The 22,497-nt window shown below is 52.3% G+C and carries 23 protein-coding genes; 13 read left to right on the top strand and 10 right to left on the bottom strand.

The features are described from left to right. Positions 1-89: 89 nt before the first annotated feature. Together AC5JLP_RS15640 and AC5JLP_RS15635 are read right to left on the bottom strand one after the other, a co-directional pair. On the bottom strand, positions 90-749 hold the full coding sequence (locus AC5JLP_RS15640; RefSeq protein ID WP_496068853.1) for a lysophospholipid acyltransferase family protein: 660 nt from the start codon (positions 747-749) through the stop codon (positions 90-92). A 55-nt stretch (positions 750-804) separates the two neighbouring features. After that, on the bottom strand, positions 805-2,277 hold the full coding sequence (locus AC5JLP_RS15635) for a DUF3370 domain-containing protein (protein WP_496068852.1): 1,473 nt from the start codon (positions 2,275-2,277) through the stop codon (positions 805-807). A gap of 762 nt (positions 2,278-3,039) precedes the next feature. Between AC5JLP_RS15635 and AC5JLP_RS15630 the strand changes: the two genes are divergently transcribed. Further along, positions 3,040-3,795 carry an MORN repeat-containing protein gene (locus tag AC5JLP_RS15630; RefSeq protein ID WP_496068851.1) on the top strand — a complete coding sequence of 252 codons (756 nt, stop codon included), beginning with the start codon at positions 3,040-3,042 and terminating at the stop codon, positions 3,793-3,795. Positions 3,796-4,087: 292 nt separating this feature from the next. Beyond that, the gene (locus AC5JLP_RS15625) at positions 4,088-4,402 is read left to right on the top strand and encodes a hypothetical protein (RefSeq protein ID WP_496068850.1); all 315 of its coding nucleotides are present in this window, start codon (positions 4,088-4,090) and stop codon (positions 4,400-4,402) included. Between the two features lie 148 nt (positions 4,403-4,550). Here the strand turns inward: AC5JLP_RS15625 and AC5JLP_RS15620 are convergent, their stop codons facing one another. The 4 genes from AC5JLP_RS15620 to lnt all read right to left on the bottom strand — a co-directional run bounded on the left by AC5JLP_RS15620 (position 4,551) and on the right by lnt (position 7,568). Then, on the bottom strand, positions 4,551-5,054 hold the full coding sequence (locus AC5JLP_RS15620; RefSeq protein WP_496068849.1) for a GNAT family N-acetyltransferase: 504 nt from the start codon (positions 5,052-5,054) through the stop codon (positions 4,551-4,553). Between the two features lie 8 nt (positions 5,055-5,062). Then, the gene (locus tag AC5JLP_RS15615) at positions 5,063-5,359 is read right to left on the bottom strand and encodes a DUF2103 domain-containing protein (protein WP_496068848.1); all 297 of its coding nucleotides are present in this window, start codon (positions 5,357-5,359) and stop codon (positions 5,063-5,065) included. A gap of 68 nt (positions 5,360-5,427) precedes the next feature. Continuing rightward, complete coding sequence (gene clpS / locus AC5JLP_RS15610) at positions 5,428-5,754, bottom strand: ATP-dependent Clp protease adapter ClpS (protein WP_496068847.1); 327 nt, start codon at positions 5,752-5,754, stop codon at positions 5,428-5,430. Between the two features lie 131 nt (positions 5,755-5,885). Beyond that, on the bottom strand, positions 5,886-7,568 hold the full coding sequence (gene lnt / locus AC5JLP_RS15605) for an apolipoprotein N-acyltransferase (protein ID WP_496068846.1): 1,683 nt from the start codon (positions 7,566-7,568) through the stop codon (positions 5,886-5,888). Positions 7,569-7,734: 166 nt separating this feature from the next. Here lnt and AC5JLP_RS15600 point away from each other — a divergent pair, with 166 nt between their 5' ends. The 3 genes from AC5JLP_RS15600 (at position 7,735) to AC5JLP_RS15590 (ending at position 8,911) form a co-directional block, all read left to right on the top strand. After that, positions 7,735-7,914, top strand: coding sequence for a 50S ribosomal protein L32 (locus AC5JLP_RS15600; protein WP_496068845.1), 180 nt, complete (start codon positions 7,735-7,737; stop codon positions 7,912-7,914). A 25-nt stretch (positions 7,915-7,939) separates the two neighbouring features. Then, positions 7,940-8,530: a sulfite oxidase-like oxidoreductase gene (locus AC5JLP_RS15595; RefSeq protein WP_496068844.1), complete on the top strand. Its 591-nt coding sequence runs from the start codon at positions 7,940-7,942 to the stop codon at positions 8,528-8,530. A gap of 75 nt (positions 8,531-8,605) precedes the next feature. Next, a complete protein-coding gene (locus AC5JLP_RS15590; RefSeq protein WP_496068843.1) occupies positions 8,606-8,911 on the top strand; it encodes a hypothetical protein in 306 nt (101 codons plus the stop codon). A gap of 106 nt (positions 8,912-9,017) precedes the next feature. Here AC5JLP_RS15590 and AC5JLP_RS15585 read toward each other — a convergent pair whose 3' ends face one another. Continuing rightward, on the bottom strand, positions 9,018-10,178 hold the full coding sequence (locus tag AC5JLP_RS15585) for a sensor histidine kinase (protein WP_496068842.1): 1,161 nt from the start codon (positions 10,176-10,178) through the stop codon (positions 9,018-9,020). A gap of 417 nt (positions 10,179-10,595) precedes the next feature. On the opposite strand from AC5JLP_RS15585, the gene AC5JLP_RS15580 reads away from it, so the two are divergent. The 3 genes from AC5JLP_RS15580 to AC5JLP_RS15570 all read left to right on the top strand — a co-directional run bounded on the left by AC5JLP_RS15580 (position 10,596) and on the right by AC5JLP_RS15570 (position 12,805). After that, positions 10,596-10,994 (top strand): Mini-ribonuclease 3, encoded by a 399-nt coding sequence (locus tag AC5JLP_RS15580; protein ID WP_496068875.1) that lies wholly within the window; start codon positions 10,596-10,598, stop codon positions 10,992-10,994. Positions 10,995-11,098: 104 nt separating this feature from the next. After that, complete coding sequence (gene rlmB / locus AC5JLP_RS15575; protein WP_496068841.1) at positions 11,099-12,418, top strand: 23S rRNA (guanosine(2251)-2'-O)-methyltransferase RlmB; 1,320 nt, start codon at positions 11,099-11,101, stop codon at positions 12,416-12,418. 102 nt (positions 12,419-12,520) lie between these two features. Next, on the top strand, positions 12,521-12,805 hold the full coding sequence (locus AC5JLP_RS15570; protein WP_496068840.1) for a DUF1816 domain-containing protein: 285 nt from the start codon (positions 12,521-12,523) through the stop codon (positions 12,803-12,805). A gap of 60 nt (positions 12,806-12,865) precedes the next feature. On the opposite strand, the gene AC5JLP_RS15565 is transcribed toward AC5JLP_RS15570, so the two are convergent. Beyond that, the gene (locus AC5JLP_RS15565; RefSeq protein ID WP_496068839.1) at positions 12,866-14,737 is read right to left on the bottom strand and encodes an FAD-dependent oxidoreductase; all 1,872 of its coding nucleotides are present in this window, start codon (positions 14,735-14,737) and stop codon (positions 12,866-12,868) included. A 156-nt stretch (positions 14,738-14,893) separates the two neighbouring features. On the opposite strand from AC5JLP_RS15565, the gene AC5JLP_RS15560 reads away from it, so the two are divergent. Next, complete coding sequence (locus tag AC5JLP_RS15560) at positions 14,894-15,379, top strand: Uma2 family endonuclease (protein WP_496068838.1); 486 nt, start codon at positions 14,894-14,896, stop codon at positions 15,377-15,379. A gap of 48 nt (positions 15,380-15,427) precedes the next feature. Further along, positions 15,428-15,562, top strand: coding sequence for a hypothetical protein (locus tag AC5JLP_RS15555; protein WP_496068837.1), 135 nt, complete (start codon positions 15,428-15,430; stop codon positions 15,560-15,562). A gap of 138 nt (positions 15,563-15,700) precedes the next feature. Here the strand turns inward: AC5JLP_RS15555 and ribH are convergent, their stop codons facing one another. Further along, the gene (gene ribH, locus AC5JLP_RS15550) at positions 15,701-16,288 is read right to left on the bottom strand and encodes a 6,7-dimethyl-8-ribityllumazine synthase (RefSeq protein ID WP_496068836.1); all 588 of its coding nucleotides are present in this window, start codon (positions 16,286-16,288) and stop codon (positions 15,701-15,703) included. Between the two features lie 128 nt (positions 16,289-16,416). Then, the gene (psbZ, locus tag AC5JLP_RS15545; RefSeq protein WP_496068835.1) at positions 16,417-16,605 is read right to left on the bottom strand and encodes a photosystem II reaction center protein PsbZ; all 189 of its coding nucleotides are present in this window, start codon (positions 16,603-16,605) and stop codon (positions 16,417-16,419) included. A 372-nt stretch (positions 16,606-16,977) separates the two neighbouring features. Here psbZ and AC5JLP_RS15540 point away from each other — a divergent pair, with 372 nt between their 5' ends. The 3 genes from AC5JLP_RS15540 to AC5JLP_RS15530 all read left to right on the top strand — a co-directional run bounded on the left by AC5JLP_RS15540 (position 16,978) and on the right by AC5JLP_RS15530 (position 22,489). Beyond that, positions 16,978-19,884 (top strand): CBS domain-containing protein, encoded by a 2,907-nt coding sequence (locus AC5JLP_RS15540; protein ID WP_496068834.1) that lies wholly within the window; start codon positions 16,978-16,980, stop codon positions 19,882-19,884. A gap of 206 nt (positions 19,885-20,090) precedes the next feature. Continuing rightward, on the top strand, positions 20,091-21,602 hold the full coding sequence (locus AC5JLP_RS15535) for a serine/threonine protein kinase (protein WP_496068833.1): 1,512 nt from the start codon (positions 20,091-20,093) through the stop codon (positions 21,600-21,602). Between the two features lie 155 nt (positions 21,603-21,757). Continuing rightward, positions 21,758-22,489: a cytochrome c biogenesis protein CcdA gene (locus tag AC5JLP_RS15530; RefSeq protein WP_496068832.1), complete on the top strand. Its 732-nt coding sequence runs from the start codon at positions 21,758-21,760 to the stop codon at positions 22,487-22,489. Positions 22,490-22,497: the final 8 nt, after the last annotated feature.

Below are 22,497 nucleotides of genomic sequence, written 5' to 3'. Positions count from 1 at the left end.
TGTATGGCGCACTATACGAAGTCGCTTTCAAAGCGCTGGTGCTACTCAAAGCTCTCCCTGCTTCCCCACTCCCCACCCTACTCCCCTTCTCACTCAGCCAAGCCTTCCAGCAAGGAGGCTTCGAGGGCAGTGGTAATTGCCTGCGCGGTTTGTTTATCGCCGCTCTGCCGATAATTTGTCGTGTAAAGTGGCGGCCTAATCGTAATGGTGATGTGCGATCGCCATGTTGGAGTAGGGCGGTAGTGGATTGCGATCGGTACGATTGGGATACTGATGGGCTCAGGTATGACGGCTTCTGTTTGCAAAACTAGTCGTGCTAAGCCAGGTTTGAGTGAGCGTAAGGGCTGATCCCGCACGATGCCGCCTTCAGGAAACAGCATCAGTTTTTTGTGGGCTTGCAACAGCTCGATCGCGTAGCGAAAACTGGCAATCTTAGGATGCTCCACATCGACTGGAAAAGCGCCTAACCGTTGTAAAAACCAGCCCTGTATGCCAGCGAACTGGTTTGCATTGGTCATAAACCAGAGCGGTTCGACGCTGAGTAGCGCCAGCACAAATGGATCCCAGCGGCTGTAGTGTTTGGGTGCTAGCACAACAGGCCCCTGAGTGGGTAGATGCTTAACCCCACGAATCACGATCGAGCCAAAGAAAAGGCTTAAAAACAGCCGATGAATGGGCAACAGCAGCCAGTAAAGCCAGGGCACAACCGAAACGTGATCAAGCGTCTCTGGTATTGTTTTTTGAGTCAACGAGTATCCTCCTCTGCCTCTTCTGCCCTTTGTTTACCAGTTCTTGTTAATTGACTCAGGGGTCATTCAAGGTTCTCACAGTCAAAACCTGTGGTGGCGTTGAGTCGGGTGGGTAAAGAAAGTCAACTTGAACTAGGCGATGCTCCCCTTTGGGCATGGATAACGTCAGCAAGGGTTCGCCCTCTTGCCCTCGCTGCAAAATGAGATGAATATAGCGAGTTTGGGGTGCTCCGCGATCGTCTGTATAGCGTAGCCGCACAGGACCTCGAAAGAAAATTCGATCTTCTGGAGGGGTAAAAAACACCAGACCTCCTTTCGCTTTATCTTGCTTGATCGGAGTTTGAATCGCTACCGTTACGGTCTGCCGCTGCCCCGTTGTATTGTGCAGCGGCAAGGTCAGACTGTACTGAATGCCATAGTTGCCATGAGCCTGGTAGGCTGTATCAGCATAGCGGACTAGTAAGGATGCGCTTTGTACCTGCCCTGTTCCAAACGTGCCTTGATAGAGCGTGCTCAACCCGTAAGAAAACGCATGCCCGCGCTTTGGAATGCTTAAAAAATCTGCCTTGGGGCTGTCGGTCAGGTTTGCCTTCCATTCAGACCCTAGCGCCACACCAGCTACACGACCATAGATCACGCGTGCGTAGTCTTTCAAGCGCTCGATCGGGGTGGGTGGAATGTCACGAGGGCCTGATAAGCCTCCATTGACTAGAAGGTTTTGCCATTCTTCTAGAGAAGGGCTGCGCTCTGTTTTATCGGGGTTGAGTGGCGCAAACATGGCTAAGCTTGCCACATAAACGGGGCCATTGCTGCGCAACCGCAATAACGTAGAGCGACCGTTTGATGCAGCAACAACGTTGCCTACTGGAATGGGCAGATTCATCAACATCCAGCTTTGGCGTGGTGGAATGACCATCACAGCAGGCCAGTTCCCCTGCCGTCGTCCGCGCAACACATCATTCACAATGCGGCTACCGGGACCTGCATACACTCGACCAGTCGGATCATCCACATAAGAGGGTAGCTCTATAAACTGGGCGTCAGGACGGGTAAGATAGCTGGCACCCTGGAGGACGTCGATCGTAATAGGTTGGTAGGTTGGGTTATAAACAAGCACCCCCTGAAAAAGTGTGCGCGTGTCACTGGGGTTTCGGGCTTTGGCAATATGGTGAGAAAACAGGTCAAACCGACCTTGAAAAGGAAAATTGAGATGGGCCGCAGGAACTGCTTTTCCCTCAGGCGGAAAGGTGGAGAGCAAGATGCCTTCGGTTTGCACCATCTCTGGGCTGTTGCTATTAAACACTGGCACAGTGTCAAGTTGCCCTGGCAGGGGACGCAGCTCTTGCGGCTCAAAGATCTCCTGGCGTTGTAGCGACTCTTGGGGAGGAAGTCGCTCGTCTTGAGACGGAATGATTTCCTGGGGAGGTGGTACTTTGGGAGAGGTCGGAGTTGGAGTTGAAGGGCTGGGAAGCGGGAACGGAGCCGCGATCGTCTGTGCAAGGGTAAGGAACGAAAACAAGGGAAGCATCAGCAAACTCGAAAAATCCTACAGCAAAGGTATGAATCGGCAAGATATGCGTAAGCGAAGGTGCGGAGACCGGGCTAGACGAACCCGGTGATAACCAACGCTGCCAGGGTTGTAAGCAGAGTGGGAAACAAAGCTAGGACTTACGCAAAAGCGGTCATCTTTCGCCCCCTAGCCCCCAATTCATAGCCCTATCGGGCATACCCTTCGGGAAGCAAGCTATAAGAAAGGGGGAACCGAGCCAATTAAAGCCCCCAGCATTGGGGGTTTGGGGGCAAACGCGTAAGTCCTAAAAGCTAAAAGAGCACTAGATCGCTAGAAGCGCAGGCTTTAGATAGCGCGAGACTTCAGGTCGTGTGAGACACTCGTAGGACTTACGCAGTCGCCCCCTAAATCCCCCAATGCTGGGGGACTTTGAGTGCTTGCTCCCCCAAATTTGGGGGCGGGGGGGGCTAGTTTTAGAGAATTTGCGTAAGTCCTGACTCGGTAGAAAGATGACATAAGCAGAATGTGCGCTATAACATCTAAGTTCTGACACCCATAACCATTCCAAAGTGCTGCTGATAGCAAAAGCCGCTGCATCACGACCAGGTTCATTACCGTTATCGATGATTACACCAAGCAAAGACGATCGTCAGGAGCTTTAACAGTTTCTCGTTAAGTGTGAATCCTGACAAGCAAGTACTTGCCTTGAACAGAGTCAGCATCCCACGCCGATAAGACCCGGCAAACGGCGACCATCACGCAACAGTGTGCACCCCCTTTATGAAGAAAATTTTATTTAACCCTGTGCTAGTTTATCGATTCGGCATCATTGTACTAACTTCTGTCAGTATCAATGCTGTCGTTGACATTCATCATGCCCGCTTTCGTCCAGCGATCGCACAGGCGGCTGATACAGATAACTATTGCGAAGGGCGATCGCGGGATGGCTTAATCAATGGCCGAGGGGTCTGCACCTTCCCCAGTGGTAATCGGTACGAAGGAGAACTACGTAACAGCAGACGACACGGGAAAGGGGTGTTTAGCTTTGCGAATGGCACTCGTTGCGAAGGGGTCTTTAAGGATGATTTGCTCGACGGTAAAGGCATCTGCATCTTTCCCAGTGGCAATCGGTACGAAGGCGATTTCCGTCGTAATCAACGCGAAGGAAAAGGACTTTTTCGCTTCGCTGACGGGACCTACTGCGAGGGCGAGTTTCGGAATAACGTATTCAACGGAGTTGGTGTTTGCACGTTTCCAGACGGCAATCGGTTTGAAGGCGCATTTCAAGACGGTCGCCGTCAGGGAAGAGGGCTTTTTACCTTCGCCAACGGTGTCCGCTGTGAAGGTGACTTTCGGAATGAGGTGCTGAATGGCTCTGGCGTTTGTACCTTCCCCAGTGGCAATCGCTATGAGGGTGAGTTCCGTGATGGCAGACAAAACGGTAGAGGCACTTATATCTTTGCGGACGGTACGCGACTTGAGGGCGTTTGGCGAGACGGGCGGTTTCTCAACAATCCTAAAACGGGACGATCGTAGTTTTACAGTCGAGGATGCATAGGGCGTAGAAGGGAGTGAGGCTACCCGCTCGTGATTAAACATCTGGACCAACGGGTGCGAAACCCATTCAAATAGGTCGAAAGCCCCTAGCATTCTTCTTTAGAGGACTTTGTGCTGTTCGCCCGTATTAGTGCAGGGGCGGGTCAGGCGATCGCTGACAGCTTTGTCAGTTGACCAGGATTATTGCTCTTTGTAAGGATTGCTGTATCTCACAACACCTCTTCCTTTAGACTAATGTTCATTGTGAGCTTTAAGCGTCTTAGGTAAATACATGCCACATCTTTCTTGGCACGATTATTTAACGGTTCTTTCGTTCTTTGCAGCGATCGTTGGTATCGCGCTTCTCTTTAGTGGCAGCCAAGCCTATGAGAGCGACTGGGAAATTACCGATCGAGTTTTGATGTTGATGACGTTCACCTATTGGTTAGTTTATTGCGTGACGGCTGGCTTGCAGCACCTGATTTTGCCTCAATGGGAAGTGCTGCTGTGGAGCGTGAAGCTGACGGGCGTTTTAGCTTATTTGCTAACAGCCGCCTGTGTCCTAAGCTTGCCACTACACCGCGTTTCGATTCGGCAACCAGAGTAGTTTCGTCATAGCTTGGCGACGCCGATTCCTTCTAGCTAAGCCAGAATGGATCAGTCAAACATAGTTGCTTCTTGTCCGTATGCAAGATGGCTTACCCGGCAACTGCTGGTCTTTTAGAGCGGTGCCAAAACCTCCAGGAATGGTTGAGTTAACTGTTCTGAGGTTTGATCTCTGCTAGCAGTTCGATCGTGCTGCGACGAAAGCCGCACGTTTGAAATAACTGCCGTGCCACTTCATTGGCAATGGCTGTATCCAGCCGCACTTGCTGAATGCCTTTTTGTGCAAACAGGTGCAGAGCTTGCTCAACCAGTTGTCGTCCCAGGCCTGCTTTGCGTTCATCTGGCTCCACCCAGAGATCGTGAATAAAGCCATACTCTTGCAGGCGATAGATGGGAATTTCAGTTTCGATCGTGCCCACCAGAAAGGCAACTAAGGCTCCAGGTTGCTGACTGATTGGGCTTTCGCATTCGGCCACTAGAAAAATGCTGCGATCGCTCGTTGCTTGTTCCGCTAGCCAACGCTCATAGCGCTGCGCCGGATTGGGCAAAAAACCGTACTTGGCAGCATCCCACGCTTCATGCAAAGCGCAGATTTGAGCCACCATTGGCAGTACAGCAGGGACATCAGCAGGCGTGGCGAGGCGGATTTTCATGACGATGGCTACCGTCGTTTCAGTAGATGTTCGATCGCGGCTTCAAGTTGCTCTTGCGGCAGAGAGGTCAAAATGAAGACTTCTTGCACCGTTTTGCCCTGGCGTGCAATGACCTTAAACCCGCCTCGAATGGGAACGGATATTTTTAATGCCATTTTGGGCGCATGGGCACGCACTGACGCAATCACACCTGGCGTAATGGTTTGAATACCAGCCTGATGAGTCAGTCGCTCTAACAGCGGAATCAATCCTGGAATGTGGGTGGAATGGTTAAGAACGAGCCTACCACTGGAAGAATTACTCATGCAAAAAGACGGCAAGATGAAAGGATTGTAGCCTGTAGGTTTGCATGAGTTTACAGTTATCTCTCACTCTAAGCAGCTTCCAAGGGAGCCATCGTCAACCCTTCCATCCCAAGCTGCATGTGATAGAGTTCGGCCTGTTCCTGCGGCCCTACCCATACGATCGCCTGCCCTTCGTGGTGAATCTGATTGGTGAGTTCCAGGGCACGATCGAGCGTCATACCTGGAATGTGCTCCATCAAGCTCTCAGTGACGTGTTGAAAGGTATTAAAATCATCGTTCAGCACAATAATTTTGAAGTTGGGGTAATGCTGGCGAGTCACCTGGCTAGACCGCGAAGGAGCTACCGTTGGCGCAATGGCTGCCGTAGAAGAAGCCAGCGGAAGTGTCGTTGTCATAGATATCACCAGAAAAACGCTAGTTACTAACGTTGCTTAGTCACTCATCCTAACTCACCGGCTCGCACTTAGCGGTGAAAAGGGCTCAGCGCTCAGCGGTCAGCCTCTGCCCTCTGCCCGGACGTGACGGCTTAACCCAACCGCTGTGAGAACCCTACCGCGATCGCCCCTAATCCCACGAGCACAGGGGTAAGCCAATCGCCCCAACGGACATAGAGCGTTTGAGTTTGGCGGCGAAAAATAGTGGCTGCGTGGATTTGATAGCGGTGTGGCTGCGATCGCCATTCGACGTTGCCATGCGGTGTCACGATACTGGAGTAGCCGGTATTGGTGGCGCGAACCGCCCAGCGATCGGTTTCAATGGCTCGCATGATGTCTTGGGCCTGATGCTGAGCCATCAGTATTTCGCTGTAGGGGTCTAGATTCGATGCCGTGAGAATGAACTGTCCACCAGCAGCGGCTTGTGCGCGAAACACTTCAGGGAAGGCAGAATCGTAGCAAATACTGGCGATCGCTCGTCCGAACGGTGTTTCAAACTGCTGATAAAACGTTCCCGGTGCGCCATTTTCGGCGATCGGCGAGAGAATACTGATGATGTTTCCCAACACGCGCTGAAAGGGAATATATTCGCCCAACGGCACAAGCTTAATTTTGTTGTAGCGGCTTAAGGTCGAGCCATCGGCAGCGATCGTCAACAGACTGCGTGCAACGCCCTCCTTCTGGGTGGTAAACGTTCCTAACCAAAGCACAATCCTTCTTTTCAGCACCGCTTGATAGAGGGGACTCCGGCGCTTGTTCGGTTCATTCCACAAAAAGGGCAACGCTCCCTCCGGTGTCAGCACAGCCTCAACTCCCTGTGCCGCCAGGGTCTGATAGCCACTGGTATACCCATCAGTAGCCCTTTGAATCCCTTCACTGCCTAGCTTGATGCGCGTGGGGACATTGCCTTGAATAATGCCTACTCGCAGTGGCTCGACATTTCCTGATGCCAACGGCTGCCGATAGAGTGCATAGCCCAGTCCATGCACCGTGACCAGAAGTACGATCGCAAGTAATAGCAGCGTAGCCGTTGCGAGTTTTGCTTTGCTGGTGGCTGACGGCTGATGGCTGACCGCTAACCGCTGGTAGCTCATCCACCCTTCGGCCAAAAGCCCGTTGACTGCCACGATCGCCGCTGTGATGCCAGATGTACCAGACAATTGCCCCACATGCAGCAACGGGAGATTGCCCGGACTTTGGGTATAGGCCAGCACTGTCCAATCAAGCGGCCCCAGACTCCAAAGCCACTCCAGACTGCACCAAAGCGCGGTACCCAGCAGCACTCGACGGCAAGCTGTCCAGAGAGGAGGAGTCTGTGTTCTATGGGTGAGACGCTCAGCCCACAGCATCAGCAATGACCAGAGGGCAACAAGCACCGCGCCCCAAAGAGTGATAAAGCCCCAACAGAAGAGGACGATCGCCACACTTGCCAGCCACGGTACGCCCAGCCAGGTCAGCGGATGCAGCCCCCTAATCCAGGAAAGCGCCAGTCCGTGGTAGCCAAATCCCCACGCAAGGCTGAGCCAAACGACCAGCGGCAAACGGCAAGCGGAATCCTTTGAACGCGCTAGGGGCATACTTTGAGTGGTCGAACGCTCACCCTTGAAAAGCATGAGCCACAGAGGAACCAGTGCAACCCATGCCAATGGAAAGAGATTAAGCGGGGCGGGAGCTAACCCCATTAAAAGACCGCTGCCAAACGCGATCGCCACAAACAGCAGGCGGCTTAGGCGTAAGGGACGATTGCCCTGTAATGCGTGCCAAAGCTTGATCATGCTACGTCAACTTCATGTACTGCCGCCTACACCCTACACCTCATACCCTACACCCCTACCAAATTAGAATCGCTTAAGTTGAATTGCTAATTGCCAGCGATCGCGCCATAGATTTGGAATTCATGCCCTAGAATAGAAAAGCTGTCAAATTAATCCATCCACTGTCATGGCTGTTCCTAAGAAGAAAACCTCCAGCTCTAAGCGCGATCAGCGCAAGGCAACCTGGAAGCGTAAGGCAAACCTGCAAGCACAACGCGCGCTGTCGATCGGCAAATCGATCTTGACGGGTCGTGCTGAAGGGTTTATCTACCCACAAGCAGATGCTGAAGAAGACGAAGAGTCGTAACCTGACGCAACACTCGTAAAACGCCATGCTTGGAAAGTTTTTTCAGAAACCAGACCCGGAATTACAAGACCGTGTACCTCCAGGACAGCATCTTGCGAAAGGTTTTCCAGTGTTAACCTATGGCGATACCCCGATCGTTCAGGTGCAAAGCTGGCAACTTCGTGTTTGGGGGCTGGCGAAGGAAGCCGCCTTTAGCTGGGAAGACCTCATGGCAATGCCGCAGAGCAACTTCACAGCCGATTTCCATTGCGTTACCACCTGGTCAAAGCTAGATGTACAGTGGACAGGCATCAAGGTAACTGACTTTATGCGCCATGTGGAGTTAGCTCCTAATGCGGTGCACTTGATGGAGCATTGCTACGGCGGCTATACGACGAACCTTGCGATCGATGACTTCCTGCGTGAGGAAAACTTCTTCGCGCACACGTTATTTGGCGAACCGCTTCCCGCTGACCACGGTGGCCCCCTGCGATTGGTCGTGCCGCATCTTTATGCATGGAAAAGTGCGAAGTGGCTCAATGGCCTGGAGTTTCTCGATCGTGAAGCGTTGGGCTTTTGGGAGCGCAATGGTTATCATCGCCGTGGTGAACCCTGGGCCGAAGAACGCTACAGCTAATTGTTGTTGTCAGTTTTTGTGAAGAGTAGCCAGCCTTTTGTAGAGGCTAGAACTTAGAAGTTTGGAGGCATGTGTGTGAGTGAGGATGGAATGAAATCCAGACGAGATTTCATCAATTCTTTGAATGCAGTTCCAGCGCCTGAAGCATTAAAAGAGCTAGTCAGTGAAAAAGATGCTTCAAATGCTGAGGCTATCTATAACGGCATTGCTAGGTCTATGCGGGAAAATCCAGGGATGTTTTCTTCAGAAAATAGCGTTGATGTATCCGCATATTTCCATACACCCAAAGAAGAAGTTTTCAGGCTTGTGTCTGAAGCGTTTGCTAAGTATGGTTGGTCACTGGTCGTTGAAGAAGACCATTATTTTATCAAGGCTGTATAGGCGTACAAGCTAGATCGAGCAGCGTTAGCCTCGCGCTCATTCAACCAAATTCTTCAGTGTGCAGATTTCGCGCAACTCAAAAGCATATGGCTTATGACTGTAGCGCTTATGACTGTAGCGGTAGACAGACAGTAAACAAGCTGCCTTTACCAACATCCGATTTGACCGTGATCTCACCGTGGTGCGCTTCCACAATTTGACGCGATAAGTGAAGCCCTAAACCGCTGCCAGACCGTCTGTGGCTACCTGTAATAAAGCTTTCAAAGAGTTTGGGCTGATCGGCGATCGCAATCCCAGGGCCAGTGTCTTCAACCTCCAGTACGATTGCGTTGGAGATGGACTTGCTGCTGTTAACAGAGAGGCGCACTGTCACAGAGCCAATATCGGTAAATTTGAGTGCGTTTCCAAGCAGGTTAGTAATCACGCGTCGTAGCTCGATGCGATCGCCCATCACAGTTCCCAACACCTGCTGCCTCTGTAACACTGTCTGATCGAGTGTCAGCGTCAAGTTTTTTTCGATCGCCAATGGCTGTAACTCAGCAATCACGGTTTCAACCAGCTCTGGCAGATTGACTGCCGTAAAATTAAGCGTTTTGCGCCCAGCTTCGTAACGATAGACCTCCAGCAGCAGGTTGACCATTGTCAGCAAATTTTGATTGCTGCGGATCATCGTGTTGATGGCCTCACCCATTGCTGCTGGTGGTTCGCCTAAGGCACCCTGCTGGAAGAGCGTTAACATGCGATCGGCAGCGACAAGGGGAGTGCGTAAATCATGCGTCAGGCGAGAAACAAAATCTTCGCGCTGACGGGCAATCAAATCCCGCTCATCAACACTGTGCTTAAGTCGCAGCAGCGATCGCACCCGTGCGACTAACTCATCAAATTCAATCGGTTTACGAATAAATTCATCTGCGCCAATATCTAAACCGCGTACAACGCTGGGTTGATCATGAGCTGTGATCAACAAGATGGGTAGAAACGGTAAACCCGTATGTTGGCGAATGCGTCGTGTTACTTCATACCCATCCATACCAGGCATCATCACATCTAGCAACAACAAATCGGGCGGGGTTGCTTCAATATAACTAAGGGCGGCAGTGCCACTGTTAGCGATATCGATGTGATAGCCTTCTTGCTGCAATAAAGTTTGAATCAAAAAGCAGTTGTCAGGTAGATCATCCACAACCAAGATGCGATCGACTCTAGTCGGTCGAGTCAATGGTGTCTGGCTCATATTGGTCGGTTGGGGTGAAAGGGAGAGACTCATTGGTACAACGTGAACTGGTGGTCAAGAGCAGACAAGCGTTAAGCAAAGAACCCCAGACAAGGCTTAGGCCAGCGTCAATTTTTGTTAACTCGCTGGATGAGCACTGACGTGCAATTTTATACGTTGGTATTCTCATCTGCTTCTTTCTTAAGAGAGATTTCGGGGCTATCAGGCATGAAATGATGCTTTAGATCTACCTCGCATCACCTGTTGCCCAATCAGAAATCCCGCTAAGATAAGAGTGTTGTTTTCTATTGACAGCATTTGACGAGTGCCTGTTAAAATTGGCAACCTGGTAGTAGCCCAGCAACCGCTAGACGTGAGGTAGCGCTTACGGAAACAGATAAGGACAGCGACTGCTTACACGCCAGGGTAGATGTGGCACCGTCTAGCAGACTTCAACCATTTGTGCCCTTCATGCCTCTGGCAGACGTGCCTCTATCAGAGGGGGCTACCCAACAACTGCCACCCGCTGCTCTGGCGTATTTAGGAGATGCTGTTTACGAACTCTATGTACGTCGTTGGTATCTGTTGCCTCCTCAACGGCTCCAGTCTTACCACAATCAGGTTGTAGCTCAAGTGAGGGCAGAACAACAAGCTAAGCATCTAAGATCGCTGATGCCATTGTTGACCGACTCAGAACTAGATCTGGTCAAGCGGGGGCGTAACGCTGCGACCAGACACCCCAAGCGAGTTGATCCCAGGCTCTATCAGCAAGCAACCAGTCTGGAAACGCTGATCGGCTATCTCTATCTCACAGATCCGCAACGGCTGGTGCAACTGTTAGCCAACCTTGAGCTTGGCTCGTCCGACTAGCGCCTTAAGATTTCACCCTGCGTTTTTCTTGAGTTACGCTCAAAGCTGCTTGAGTCTCCGCTTAGAATTTTTGAGCTTTTTATTCGCATTACTTCCGTAACATCATGGCTGCCAAAAGACATCACGACGATCCCCAAGAGCGCGCCTTGCCCATCCGTGCTGCGAAAGCCCGCATCAAACCAGCAACCGCAAAAGGGCGATCTCAGCCTGTGAAAGCTGGCAAACCACGGCTGTCACGCGAAGCAAGTATTGACTTTCATGTGGACAAACCACGTCCAGCCCGTAAAGCAAGCGGTGACGCTAGGGCTTCTGAATTTAAATCTGAGCGGGATACGTCCAAACCAAGGATTAGGAGACGCCATGGCGATCGACCTACAGGCGATCGCACCAACGGCGCGTCAAACTCCTCGCGTGAACCGAGAGCTGACTGGAAAGCCGATCGCATCCGCCCCTCTAGAGATGGCGATACAGTACAACCAAGGCGACGGTCAGGGCATGCTTCTCGGCATGAAGGGCATGCCCCTCGACATGAACGCCCGTCTCAATCACGCTCTCAGCGATCCCTGCCACCTGTAGCATCACGCCCACCAGCAGACGTTAGCGCTGATCTCGCTAATGCAGCGCCAACATCTTTTGAAGAAGCTGATTTAATTTATGGACGTCATCCTGTTTTAGCGGCACTGGAAAGCCAGCGATCGCTCAACCGCATCTGGATCACCGCCAAGCTCCGTTATGACCACCGCTTTCACGATTTGCTCGGTCAAGCCAAAGCAAATGGTACCGTCGTTGATGAAGTTGAACCACAGCGATTAGACCAATTGACCTTTCGAGCAAACCATCAGGGTGTGGTAGCTCAGGTTGCACCCCACGCCTACATGGAACTGACCGATTTGATTGAGCAGGCAAAAGCGACCTCTGATCAACCTGTGCTAGTCGTAGCAGACAGCATTACTGATCCCCATAATTTGGGTGCCATCATTCGCACTGCCGAAGCCCTTGGTGCGCAAGGCTTAGTGATCCCTCAGCGCCGTGCTGTTGGAGTCACATCCACGGTTGTCAAAGTTGCTGCCGGAGCGCTAGAAACGTTCTCTGTAGCAAGGGTGGTCAATCTGGGCCGCGCCTTGGAAGAGCTCAAGAGTGCCGGGTTTTGGATCTACGGTACCGCAAGCAACGGCAGCCAGGCGCTACATACAGTGCAGTTTTCAGGACCTGTCGTGCTAGTGGTGGGAGCAGAGGGCGACGGACTCAGTGTGCTGACCCAGCGTGCTTGCGATAGCCTAGTTTCCATTCCTTTAAGCGGCCACACCCCTAGCTTGAACGCCTCTGTCGCGACAGGAATGGCATTGTATGAAATCTTCCGCCAGCGCTGGTCGAATACGTTGCATCTGGATAAAGTGGAAAAGGCAATGCGGTTGAAAAAGTAAGCCGCAAGTAGTATACAAAGTGTAAAGAACCTATTGCGACAGCAGTCACATGATGCCGCCGCGTTCTCTTGATCAACCATTGGTAAATCAGCAGAGACCTGAATGAAAGACCTTTTGACAAATCTGCTCAATCTGTTTGGGCTTGCTTGGTGGGTTGAAGTGGTCACGGAAACACCTGTATGTACCTATTACTTCGGGCCATTTCTCAGCGCGAAAGCTGCTGCCGCTTCTAAGAGTGGCTATGTGGAAGATTTGGAGCAAGAGGGCGCTCAGGGCATTAGAGCCACGCTAAAACGGTTGAAGCCTACCAAACTGACCGTGGGTGATGACCTGGGGGAGAAGTCTAGCCAGGGAGTTGCACACACGCTGCGTGGGCAGTTTCAGTAACCTTCTGGCTTTGGCTCTTTTGGCTTTTCCTTTGGCTTCTCAGGGCACGATCGCAACCAGCTACAGGTCATCTGTAACGAATGCAATCGTTTCCACTAGCAACCAGCCACCAGCCATGTTGACGGTGCCTGATACAGCTAGCCATTGCTCCAGGGCTATAGTCGTTAGCTGCTGATTGATGTTGGCATCAAGCGTCACCAGCTTCAACGTTAAGCCGTTCAGCTCTGGCGGCTCCAGAACTAGCATGGTGTAGTTCTGGTTGCCGTTGCGTTGAAAGCTGCCGAGTGCTTCTTGTACGGCAGCTAACGTCAGGGACGGCACCAGTGTAGACAGTGGTTTGGTGCCCTGTTTGGGTGCCGCTCGTTTGAGTGGAACATTGCCATCAGCAGGGTACGCGTCTGGGTGGTCTAGATAGTAACGCTGCCAGTAGAGCCAGTCGGGATCATTAAAGGGTAAGTTTAGCAGCGGGATGACTGCGGCAGGCGCGATCGCATCGCTCAACAGAGCCTCCTGGAGCGATCGCACCTTCAACTCTCGCGGTTGGCATCCCTGTTCAACGCAAAGTGCTGCTGCCATTCCTGCTGCCTGCCCGATCCCCAGGACAAGAGGCTGCAAGCGCGTGGCTCCATTCGCCATGTGGGATACCGAAATATTTTTTTCGCATACCAAGAACCCATCTGTGCTGACCGATACCAGCGATCGGTAAGGAATGGTAAAGGGTGTACCTGTCCAGCGTCCGCCCCAACGCATCGACTTCGGTTTGAGCGTGATGTCGCCGTTGGGGTAATGATGATCATTGGCGTAATTGCCGATCGCGATCGCATCACAGACATTCTCCGCCTGCGTGCAGCCCTGTGCCGAAACGACGATCGGTAGCGACGCAACGCACCCATGACTTATCGGAAGAATATCCTGCTCCCGCACGGTTGTTAAGCCCTGTAACCGCCGACTTTCCCGATAGTATGGGTGCAGCGCATACGCCCCACCGCCCAAATTTTCCCTGTCCCCCACCCCCTGTCCCCTGTCCTCTAGCGGAAAAATCTCCGCTGCTAACCCATACCGACAACCCAGTTGCCTCTGAATAAAGCGGGCAAAACTTTGCGTATGCCACCGCGCTTCTTGCAAAAATTCTCCCCGTTTCTCAGCAGACAAAAGGCGATTAACCCCTTCACCATAGTCATTGCCATAAATCGGCCAGTTGATCATGAAGCGGTTTCCGGGCAATCGTCCGTAATTGAGAAAGCGATCGCCCCCATAGTTGCCCCAGGCTCCCAGAAAGCGATCGGGATCATCGTTGGGTGGCGCAGGGATCTCAGGCGCGGTTTCGCCCTCACCGTAGTCCTGCATGACAACCACCCAGGTAGGAGCCTGCACTGGATACTGCTGCGTCAGTTGGTTAGGACTGATAGGTGCGCTCGGTTCACCAAACTCTGACTGGAACTCCCAACCCCAACGGTGCGGTATATCACCGATCGCCAGCACCTCGCCCAATTCTGTGCCGTCGATCGTCACCTGGGCGTGGATCGTAAACTCCTGAAAACGGACTCCAGTAATGTGATTCCCCTCCCGAAGTACTGCTTCTGGCGTTTGTCCAGCAATCCACTGAAGATTGGGCAATGCTGCCACCCAATCGGCAAAAATCTGAGCGCCAACCCGTGGATCGTAGGTGAAGAAGCTAACCCACCCGTGATCTAACCCTTCTGGCTGTCGCTGCCTGAGTTCGTGCAGAAAGGCTCCCCAAAGTCCCGTTTGCAAGGCAAGTAACTCATTGCCATCGGGGGCAGCTACACCTGCACTGGTCAACATGCCGCCCAACCAGCTAAATTCGCTTACCAGGATCGTTTTTGCTCCCCGTCGAGCAGCTTGAATGGCGGCAGCAGTCCCCCCGGTTCCTCCACCCACGACTAAAACATCGGCTCTTAGTTCTTGCATGACATGTCACCATAAAATTCTCAAGCGAAAAACATACTCATTCGCTGTCGTAAGAAACAGGGTAGCGGTTCGTCAGTGGCGATCGCGCAAAATTTCGGTCATCCCGCCGCCATAATGGGAATAGCTCATCAGAATCAACGTTGTGAGACAAAACCAATGGTGTTCACTGCTCAACAGCTAGAAGCTATGATGCCCGATGCTACCCAGCTTTTGAGCGATGAGCCAGAGATGGAAAGTTCCCTTCACTATGCTCAACTGGCACTCCTGGTTGCCTGTTTGGAATGGCTTTGGCGCAACCAACCAGATTTTTTTATTGGCGCTAATCTCACCATTTACTTCAGCCGTCAGCAACTCCGCAACCGGGATTTTCGCGGCCCCGACTTTTTCCTCGTCAAGCGCACTGAGGCGCGATCGCGTAACGCCTGGGTTGTTTGGGAGGAAGATGGACGCTATCCCGATTTGATCATTGAACTGCTGTCAACGTTCACCGCCAAGGTCGATCACACCCTCAAGAAAGACCTGTATCAAAATCGTTTTCGGACACCAGAATATTTTTGGTTTTCGCCAGAAACGCTCGAATTTCAGGGCTTTCGGCTAGTCGGGCACGAGTATGAAGCGATCAACCCCAACGAGCATGGCTAGCGCTGGAGTGAAGAACTTGAACTGTATCTTGGTGTAGAGGCTAGTCAGTTGCGCTATTTCAATGCTCAGGGCGAGAAAATACCGACTCTGGCAGAAGCGATCGCGCAGTCGATGGTAGAAACAGAACAGGCAGCAGCACAGGCAGTAGCAGCAGCAACACAGCAATTTGAGCAAGAACGCTAGACGCTAGCACAAACCGAGCGCAGCTTAAACAGGAAAAATTACAACGCTTTGAAGCTCAGCAGCGCGCGGAACAGTTGGCGATCCGTTTGAGAGCAGTGGGCATTGATCCCGACTGAAGCTGGGTTGAGGGCAATGGCTCTATTTTTCCTGCCCGATCGCTTCATCAATGGCGGCACTTTTCATGGCTGCTGCTGGGAGTGTTGGATTTGCCCCAGCGCTCAGGTGATTGCCCTGCGGTTCTACACCAAGGCCCTTTACCTGATGCATCAGGCTTGCCATTTCTAAAGCACTCATGGCGTAGTTCCAACCCAAGTTGCTTTTAATGCCTGCTCGTTCCAGCGCTTGCTGCATCGTGTCTGTGGTGAGCACACCAAAAATTACAGGCACTCCTGTTTGAAAACCAGTGGCCGCAATGCCCTTGGAGACCTCTGCCGCCACGTAGTCAAAATGAGGCGTTTGGCCTTTAATGATGGCACCCAGGCAGATGATTGCATCGTAACGGTTTGTCAGAGCGAGTTGCCGAGCAACCAGGGGCACCTCGAAACTACCCGGCACCCAGGCATAATCAACCTGTGTTCCATTGGGATCGGTATTTACCCCGTGACGCTTAAGACAATCCTGGCAACCTTCTAAAAGCTTTGTGGTGACCAGATCATTAAACCGACCAATCACGATCGCAAACCGCATCTGGTCTGTTTGAGTGAACGTTCCTTCAAAAACTGCCATGTGCTTCTAAATTTAAAGACCTTCCCCACCAGCTCAGGACTTATGGAATGAACGTCTTTTGCTGATGGGGCATACGATGATCTTAAGCGAGTGTTCTTATCGCGGCGTAATCTGTAGACTAGAGACGACTAAACAACCAGGTAATTCAGTCCTCCTACCAGCAGAACCAGCACTGTCCACACAACCGAACCGAGAAAGATAAGACGTCTGGACTGATCCCAGTTTTGTGGTGTTGCGAGAGCGACAGGCGCACCAACAACCATCACAAACGACAAAATCACTAGAGCCGCCAGGGAAATCTGAAAGACGATGGTCATAATTTCCGCTTCTCCAATACAGCGATAGATTAGGCATAGGGACGTCAATGCGGACGATCGCATGCAGCCCCAATTAGTAAGCTATCAGAAAACTGTACCGATCTCATGGAGGGATTTGGGATTACAGTCGGAGGCAGAGGGTAGAAGGTAAAGGGTAAAAGGCAAAAGAAGTTGTTTTTTAGTTGTTGGTTGTTAGAAGCAAGCTGGACAGTTGAGTGTTGAAAGCTGTAGCTTGCTTCTGCTTTACGGTCGGCTGACGGCTGATAGCTAGTGGCTATTAATCGCTCGCTCTTTAACTCAAAACTTCAACACTGACCGCTGATCGCTCTTTAACTCAAAACTCAAAACCATCCCTCGTCCTTTCTTCCCCTAATGGATCTCATCCTCTGTCACACCACTGCTGATTTTGACACATTGGGCGCTGCTGTCGGGCTGACGCGGTTACAGCCAGGGTCTCGTATTGTGCTGGCAGGTGGGGCGCATGCAGCCGTGCGCGATTTTTTGGCGCTGCATCGAGATGAGTATGCCCTGATCGAGCGTCGATCGGTCAATGCGGACCAAATTCAGGCGATCGCCGTGGTCGATACTCAATTTCGCGATCGGTTAGGCAAGGTAGCGGAGTGGCTCAATTTGCCTGATGTCGAAATTTCGGTTTACGACCATCACCTTGGCGTAGAGTCGGACATTCAACCAGCCAAACGCCAGATAGAAGCGGTTGGAGCAACCACAACTCTGATTGTAGAGCAGCTTCAGGCGCAACAGGTAACGCTCACGATCGCCGAAGCAACGGTGATGGCATTGGGCATTCATGTGGATACCGGCTCGCTGACGTTTGACCAGACAACCGCACGAGATGCCATCGCGTTGGCATGGCTGATGGAGCAAGGAGCCAGCCTGCGAACGATCGCCCATTATGCCGATCCGGGGCTTCCGGCTGAGTTACAACCGTTGCTGACAACGGCGCTCAACACGGTACAAACAGAGACCGTATACGGCAAAGCGATCAGTTGGGTGATGCTGACGCTAGATCGTTTTGTTCCAGCCTTATCTAGTCTGGCATCGCACCTGATGAGTCTGACAGATAGTGATGCATTGCTGCTGGCAGCCTACTATTGCAAAAATGTGGCCTGTCGAACGAGCGAGGATGACAGCGACGATCGCGCACTGACTGTTATTGGGCGATCGCGCATTGATGGCACCGATTTAAACGTTCTGTTTAGTGCGATCGGCGGTGGTGGACATCCCTTAGCCGCTTCCGTGAATCTCCATGCCGTTGATCCACAAGAAACTCTTGCTCAACTGATGGCTCAATTTAAAGCGCAAATTCCTCAACCACCCGCCGCGAGAGATCTAATGTCATCGCCTGTCCGCACCATTCGTCCTGAGACTACGATCGAAGAGGCGCAGCGGTTGCTCTTACGTTATGGGCACTCCGGCTTATCGGTGGTCGAAACCAATGGTCAGCTCGTTGGCATGATTTCACGCCGTGACCTGGATCTTGCATTCCATCATGGTTTTAACCACGCCCCCGTCAAGGGTTACATGACCACTAACCTCAAAACCATTACGCCTGACACCTCGCTACCTGAAATTGAGTCGTTGATGGTGACCTATGACATTGGTCGGTTACCAGTTTTAGATCAGGATCAGTTGGTGGGAATTGTGACCCGCACAGATGTGCTACGCCACTTGCATCAGGCCGCGAGGCGAGAGAGGGCAGAAGATAGGGGGCAGGGGGTAGGGGGTAGGGGAGAGCAGGGCTTGACTCCTCACTCTTCATTTCTCACTCCTCATTCTTTACTCCTGACTACTCTGCGGCAGTGTCTTACTTCTGAACTCTGGCAAGTCTTAGCGGCAGCGGCAGAAGAAGCCGAACAACGGGGATGGCATCTATATCTTGTAGGGGGAGCCGTGCGAGATCTGTTGCTGGCGATCGCGGCGGGAACGGCAACCACAGGCACGCTCCTGTTAGAAGATGTGGATCTAGTCGTAGATGGGTTTCACCGAGCAGCCGATGTTGGAGCGGGAGTTGAAATGGCGCGATCGCTTCAAACCCTCTATTCCAGGGCACGTCTGGAAGTTCACGGTAAATTTCAGACGGCTGCCTTACTGTGGCACAATGATCCGATGCTGAAATCCCTCTGGGTTGATTTTGCGACAGCTCGCACAGAGTTCTATCCCTACCCAGCCGCCAATCCGGAGGTAGAAGCCAGTTCAATTCGGCAAGATCTTTACCGCCGCGATTTTACGATGAACGCGATGGCAATTCGCTTAACCAACCCCCATGCAGGCGAACTGCTCGATTTTTTTGGTGGGACATTTGATCTGCAAGCAAAACAGATCCGCGTCCTCCATGCCAACAGTTTTATTGAAGATCCCACACGGATCTACCGAGCTGTGCGCTTTGCCGTGCGCTTGAGCTTCCAATTAGACGGTCAAACAGAAGGATACATCCGGTACGCGATCGCTAGTGGCGTTTACGCTCAAGCGTATCAAAACCACGATCGTTCCCTGAGCAAATCACCCATCACTGCCCCTGCCTTGCAAACGCGCCTCAAAGCGGAACTAAAGTATATTCTTCAATCGCTTTACTGGAAGCCTGCGCTGCAGTACCTGGCTGATCTGGGTGCGCTGCAATGCATCCATCCAACCTTATCGATGGATACAACCTTATGGCGGCAACTGCTATTGGTCGATCGAGTGTTGAGGAGGCAGAAGTCAGCGGTCAGCGGTCAGCGGTCAGCAGTGTCCCAACATTTAATTCTTTATCCTTTATCCTTTCCTCTTCCACCATCCTGGCTCATCTTGCTCGAAGTTCTGCTTGCTCACCTTGCAGCCGAATATCGGGGGTTAGTAGCAGAAAAGCTACAGCTACCCACTGACAGCATTGAGCGCTTGCAGCAGTTAGAAGCAGCTCAAGCTCGTTTAGTGGCAGTCCTACCAACCTGTCATCGCTCCAGTGAGTTGATCCAGTTGCTGAGGCCGTATGATCGACTGCTCTTAGCATTGATTGCTGTACGCGACGTGCGATCGACCCCGCAAACCAGTCGAGGAGACTCCCCCCGCCACAAAATTTGGCAGTATCTCACTCGTTGGAGCACCCTCCAACCACTTTTAGATGGAAACGATCTCAAGGCAATGGGGTATAAACCTGGTCCACAGTTCAAAGCGATTTTAGATGCCCTCTTAGCTGCGACCGCAGACGGCATCATTCACACCCGTACTGAAGCGAAACAGTTTGTAGAAGCACAATTCTCTCCAACAAATGGAAGGGAGTGAACCGTTGGTTGAACCCAGTGTTCAGTCATCAGCCATCAGTCTCAGTATCCCGACCCACTTCCCCTGCTCCCACTGCTTCCCTTGCTCCTCTGCTCCCCCTGTCTTCTGCCCTCTGCCCTCTGCTTCTTCCCCTCATTCTCCACTCAAACTAGCCTTCGGGTACGTCGAGACGTTAGCATGGTCACGACCTCTGGAAGCGATCGCCCATGAACTTAACGGCTGGTACAGCGCTGCAACAGGGCAAGTATGTTCTTGGTAGTCCTCTGGCTCAAAGTGCTTTGGGGCTTACCTTTAAGGCAACTCAAGCGCGATCGCACCAGCCGATCGTGCTGCAAACACTACGAGTGCAACCGCAAACTGATGTTGCACATTTAAAGCGTCGGTTTATGGAGGAAGCGCAGCGGTTAGCGCAATGCCAGCACCCCGGCTTAGTGCGTGTAGTGGATGTGTTTGAGGAAGGTGGGCTACCGTTTGCCGTGATGGATGATGTTGTAGGGCAGACGCTAGCAGAATGGGTAAGATCGCGGGGGCCATTACCAGAAGCGGAGGCCGTACAATACATCCGTCAGGCTGGGTCGGCGCTAAGCGTCATGCATCGACAGGGGTTGTTGCATCGGGATGTGAAGCCAGAAAATTTGATACGCCCAAAAGGTGCATCGTTTGTCGTGCTAGTTGGTCTTGCGATCGCACACTATGCAGTGCTAGATGTACCAGACAGCGCCGGAACGGTGTCTCCTTACGCCGCACCGGAACTGCATCAACGACAGATTAAGCTTACGCCTGCAACAGATTTGTATGGACTGGCTGCAACGCTGTACTTTTTGATGACCGGGCAGGAACCGCTCGAAGCCTTACGTCGTGCACAAACCCCCTTACTGTCGCCGCGTCAATTACAGCCACAGTTGAGCAGCATGATCGAACACGCAATTCTCAGCGGTATGGCGCTCAACTCTCAGGAGAGACCACAAACCGTTGCAGACTGGTTTTCGCTCTTATCAAGTCATCATCATTTACCTGCAACTCAGGAAACATCGCACAGGGCAGATCAACCGCGTGCTGCGCTCGACCTGCCCAATCCAACGGCATCGTCGAATGGCTCTGGTCGCACGACTGCTCCTCCAGCACCACCCTTCATGCCGATAGCTTCAAGCCCTCCTACTGCATTCCCTCCGACCTTACCTACCCATGCTCTAGGAGGTCACAGCCCAGGCCCTCACGCGACTGTAGCACCAAGCCGTCCATCCATCCCCAGCCCTATAGTTGTCAAAAGCCGCTTTCCCAAAGCGCTACTGCTGGCTTCGGCCATTGCGATCGCGGCTGGTTCGGGGTTGGGGTTGGCATTGCGCTTGAGTGCAGCACATGGCATTGGTCCAACATTCTTTCAGACGCAGCAAGACTTTCCACCTGTGCAAAATTGGCCTTTACAAGCCGCTCCTGAGGCTCTATCGACAGCGCCACCTCTCCCGGAACCATTGCCCATTCGTAGCTTTGCACCTGCACCGTTGCCCAAGGTTAGATTTTCACCTAGCCCATTACCAGAACCTGTAACGCCTGAACCGTCACCCAGCGCGACGATCGAGTCCAGTCCTATACCGACTCCTAGCTCGTCGATCCCCAGCGTTCAGCCTTCGCCGTCACCCAGTCCTGTTCCCTCGACTGTCTTGCCACCACGACCAGCCCCTTCTGTACAAGCTCCTGCTAATTCTCAAGGCTTATAGCGGTTGTAGTCCTGAAGGCTCCTGGTTCTTGGCAAATGGGGAGAGAAGGAACACAGTTGATAGGCACCTTCTTGCCAGCGTTGTCTCATCCCCGGCTACCTTCCATCTCCAGTAAGATAGACTCAGCGCTGTTGGATAGGGTCGTTAGGCTAGACATGATTGAAACGTTGCAAACCCAGCTTTACGAGTTAGAACACTTTGCGAACACACTAGTGGGCGATCAACTGGCGCATCTGACGCCAGCCAGTGTGGGCATCATTTTCGTGGCAGGGCTGCTGACGAGCCTGACGCCCTGTATGCTGTCGATGCTGCCCATTACGATCGGCTATATCGGCGGCTACGAAACCCAAACGCGGCTACAAGCGGCAGCGCAATCTACCTGGTTTGCACTGGGACTGGCGACAACCCTGGCGGGGTTAGGCATTGTGGCAGCGGTCGTCGGTAAGATTTATGGTCAGATTGGGCTGGGATTGCCTATTTTGGTGAGCGCGATCGCCATTTTGATGGGTCTGAACTTGCTGGAGGCATTGCCCTTACGGCTACCCTCTTTTGGTGGTTTGGAATGGATTTCCAAGGATCTGCCACCCGGTGTACGCGCTTATTTGATTGGTCTGACCTTTGGCTTAGTTGCATCGCCATGTAGCACGCCCGTTTTGGCAAGCATCCTGGCGTGGATTTCTGCAACGAAAGATCCAGTCTTGGGCAGCGTGCTGCTGCTCTCATACACCGTTGGTTATGCGGCACCACTCGTGCTGGCAGGAACGTTCACAGCCTCGATCAAAAAACTGCTGGAGCTTCGTCGCTGGTCAGGTTGGATTACACCAGCCAGCGGCGTTTTGCTCGTAGGCTTCGGTGTCTTCTCTCTGCTTGCAAGAGTTCAGTTTTGAGTTTTGAA

The organism is Stenomitos rutilans, assembly GCF_059505485.1.
The sequence above is the reverse complement of the archived record's forward strand: the minus strand, read 5'-3'. Positions and strand labels throughout refer to the sequence as shown.

What these genes read in the sequence shown, in the direction of transcription:
- rlmB (WP_496068841.1), top strand. Translation starts at nt 11,099, where the DNA reads ATGGCTGCCAAAAGACATCACGACGATCCCCAAGAGCGCGCCTTGCCC.
- AC5JLP_RS15535 (WP_496068833.1), top strand. Translation starts at nt 20,091, where the DNA reads ATGAACTTAACGGCTGGTACAGCGCTGCAACAGGGCAAGTATGTTCTT.
- AC5JLP_RS15635 (WP_496068852.1), bottom strand. Translation starts at nt 2,277, where the DNA reads ATGCTTCCCTTGTTTTCGTTCCTTACCCTTGCACAGACGATCGCGGCT.
- clpS (WP_496068847.1), bottom strand. Translation starts at nt 5,754, where the DNA reads ATGACAACGACACTTCCGCTGGCTTCTTCTACGGCAGCCATTGCGCCA.
- AC5JLP_RS15625 (WP_496068850.1), top strand. Translation starts at nt 4,088, where the DNA reads ATGCCACATCTTTCTTGGCACGATTATTTAACGGTTCTTTCGTTCTTT.
- psbZ (WP_496068835.1), bottom strand. Translation starts at nt 16,605, where the DNA reads ATGACCATCGTCTTTCAGATTTCCCTGGCGGCTCTAGTGATTTTGTCG.
- AC5JLP_RS15580 (WP_496068875.1), top strand. Translation starts at nt 10,596, where the DNA reads ATGCCTCTGGCAGACGTGCCTCTATCAGAGGGGGCTACCCAACAACTG.
- AC5JLP_RS15570 (WP_496068840.1), top strand. Translation starts at nt 12,521, where the DNA reads ATGAAAGACCTTTTGACAAATCTGCTCAATCTGTTTGGGCTTGCTTGG.
- AC5JLP_RS15560 (WP_496068838.1), top strand. Translation starts at nt 14,894, where the DNA reads ATGGTGTTCACTGCTCAACAGCTAGAAGCTATGATGCCCGATGCTACC.
- lnt (WP_496068846.1), bottom strand. Translation starts at nt 7,568, where the DNA reads ATGATCAAGCTTTGGCACGCATTACAGGGCAATCGTCCCTTACGCCTA.
- AC5JLP_RS15595 (WP_496068844.1), top strand. Translation starts at nt 7,940, where the DNA reads ATGCTTGGAAAGTTTTTTCAGAAACCAGACCCGGAATTACAAGACCGT.
- AC5JLP_RS15565 (WP_496068839.1), bottom strand. Translation starts at nt 14,737, where the DNA reads ATGCAAGAACTAAGAGCCGATGTTTTAGTCGTGGGTGGAGGAACCGGG.
- AC5JLP_RS15585 (WP_496068842.1), bottom strand. Translation starts at nt 10,178, where the DNA reads ATGAGTCTCTCCCTTTCACCCCAACCGACCAATATGAGCCAGACACCA.
- AC5JLP_RS15540 (WP_496068834.1), top strand. Translation starts at nt 16,978, where the DNA reads ATGGATCTCATCCTCTGTCACACCACTGCTGATTTTGACACATTGGGC.
- AC5JLP_RS15530 (WP_496068832.1), top strand. Translation starts at nt 21,758, where the DNA reads ATGATTGAAACGTTGCAAACCCAGCTTTACGAGTTAGAACACTTTGCG.
- AC5JLP_RS15630 (WP_496068851.1), top strand. Translation starts at nt 3,040, where the DNA reads ATGAAGAAAATTTTATTTAACCCTGTGCTAGTTTATCGATTCGGCATC.
- ribH (WP_496068836.1), bottom strand. Translation starts at nt 16,288, where the DNA reads ATGGCAGTTTTTGAAGGAACGTTCACTCAAACAGACCAGATGCGGTTT.
- AC5JLP_RS15600 (WP_496068845.1), top strand. Translation starts at nt 7,735, where the DNA reads ATGGCTGTTCCTAAGAAGAAAACCTCCAGCTCTAAGCGCGATCAGCGC.
- AC5JLP_RS15615 (WP_496068848.1), bottom strand. Translation starts at nt 5,359, where the DNA reads ATGAGTAATTCTTCCAGTGGTAGGCTCGTTCTTAACCATTCCACCCAC.
- AC5JLP_RS15620 (WP_496068849.1), bottom strand. Translation starts at nt 5,054, where the DNA reads ATGAAAATCCGCCTCGCCACGCCTGCTGATGTCCCTGCTGTACTGCCA.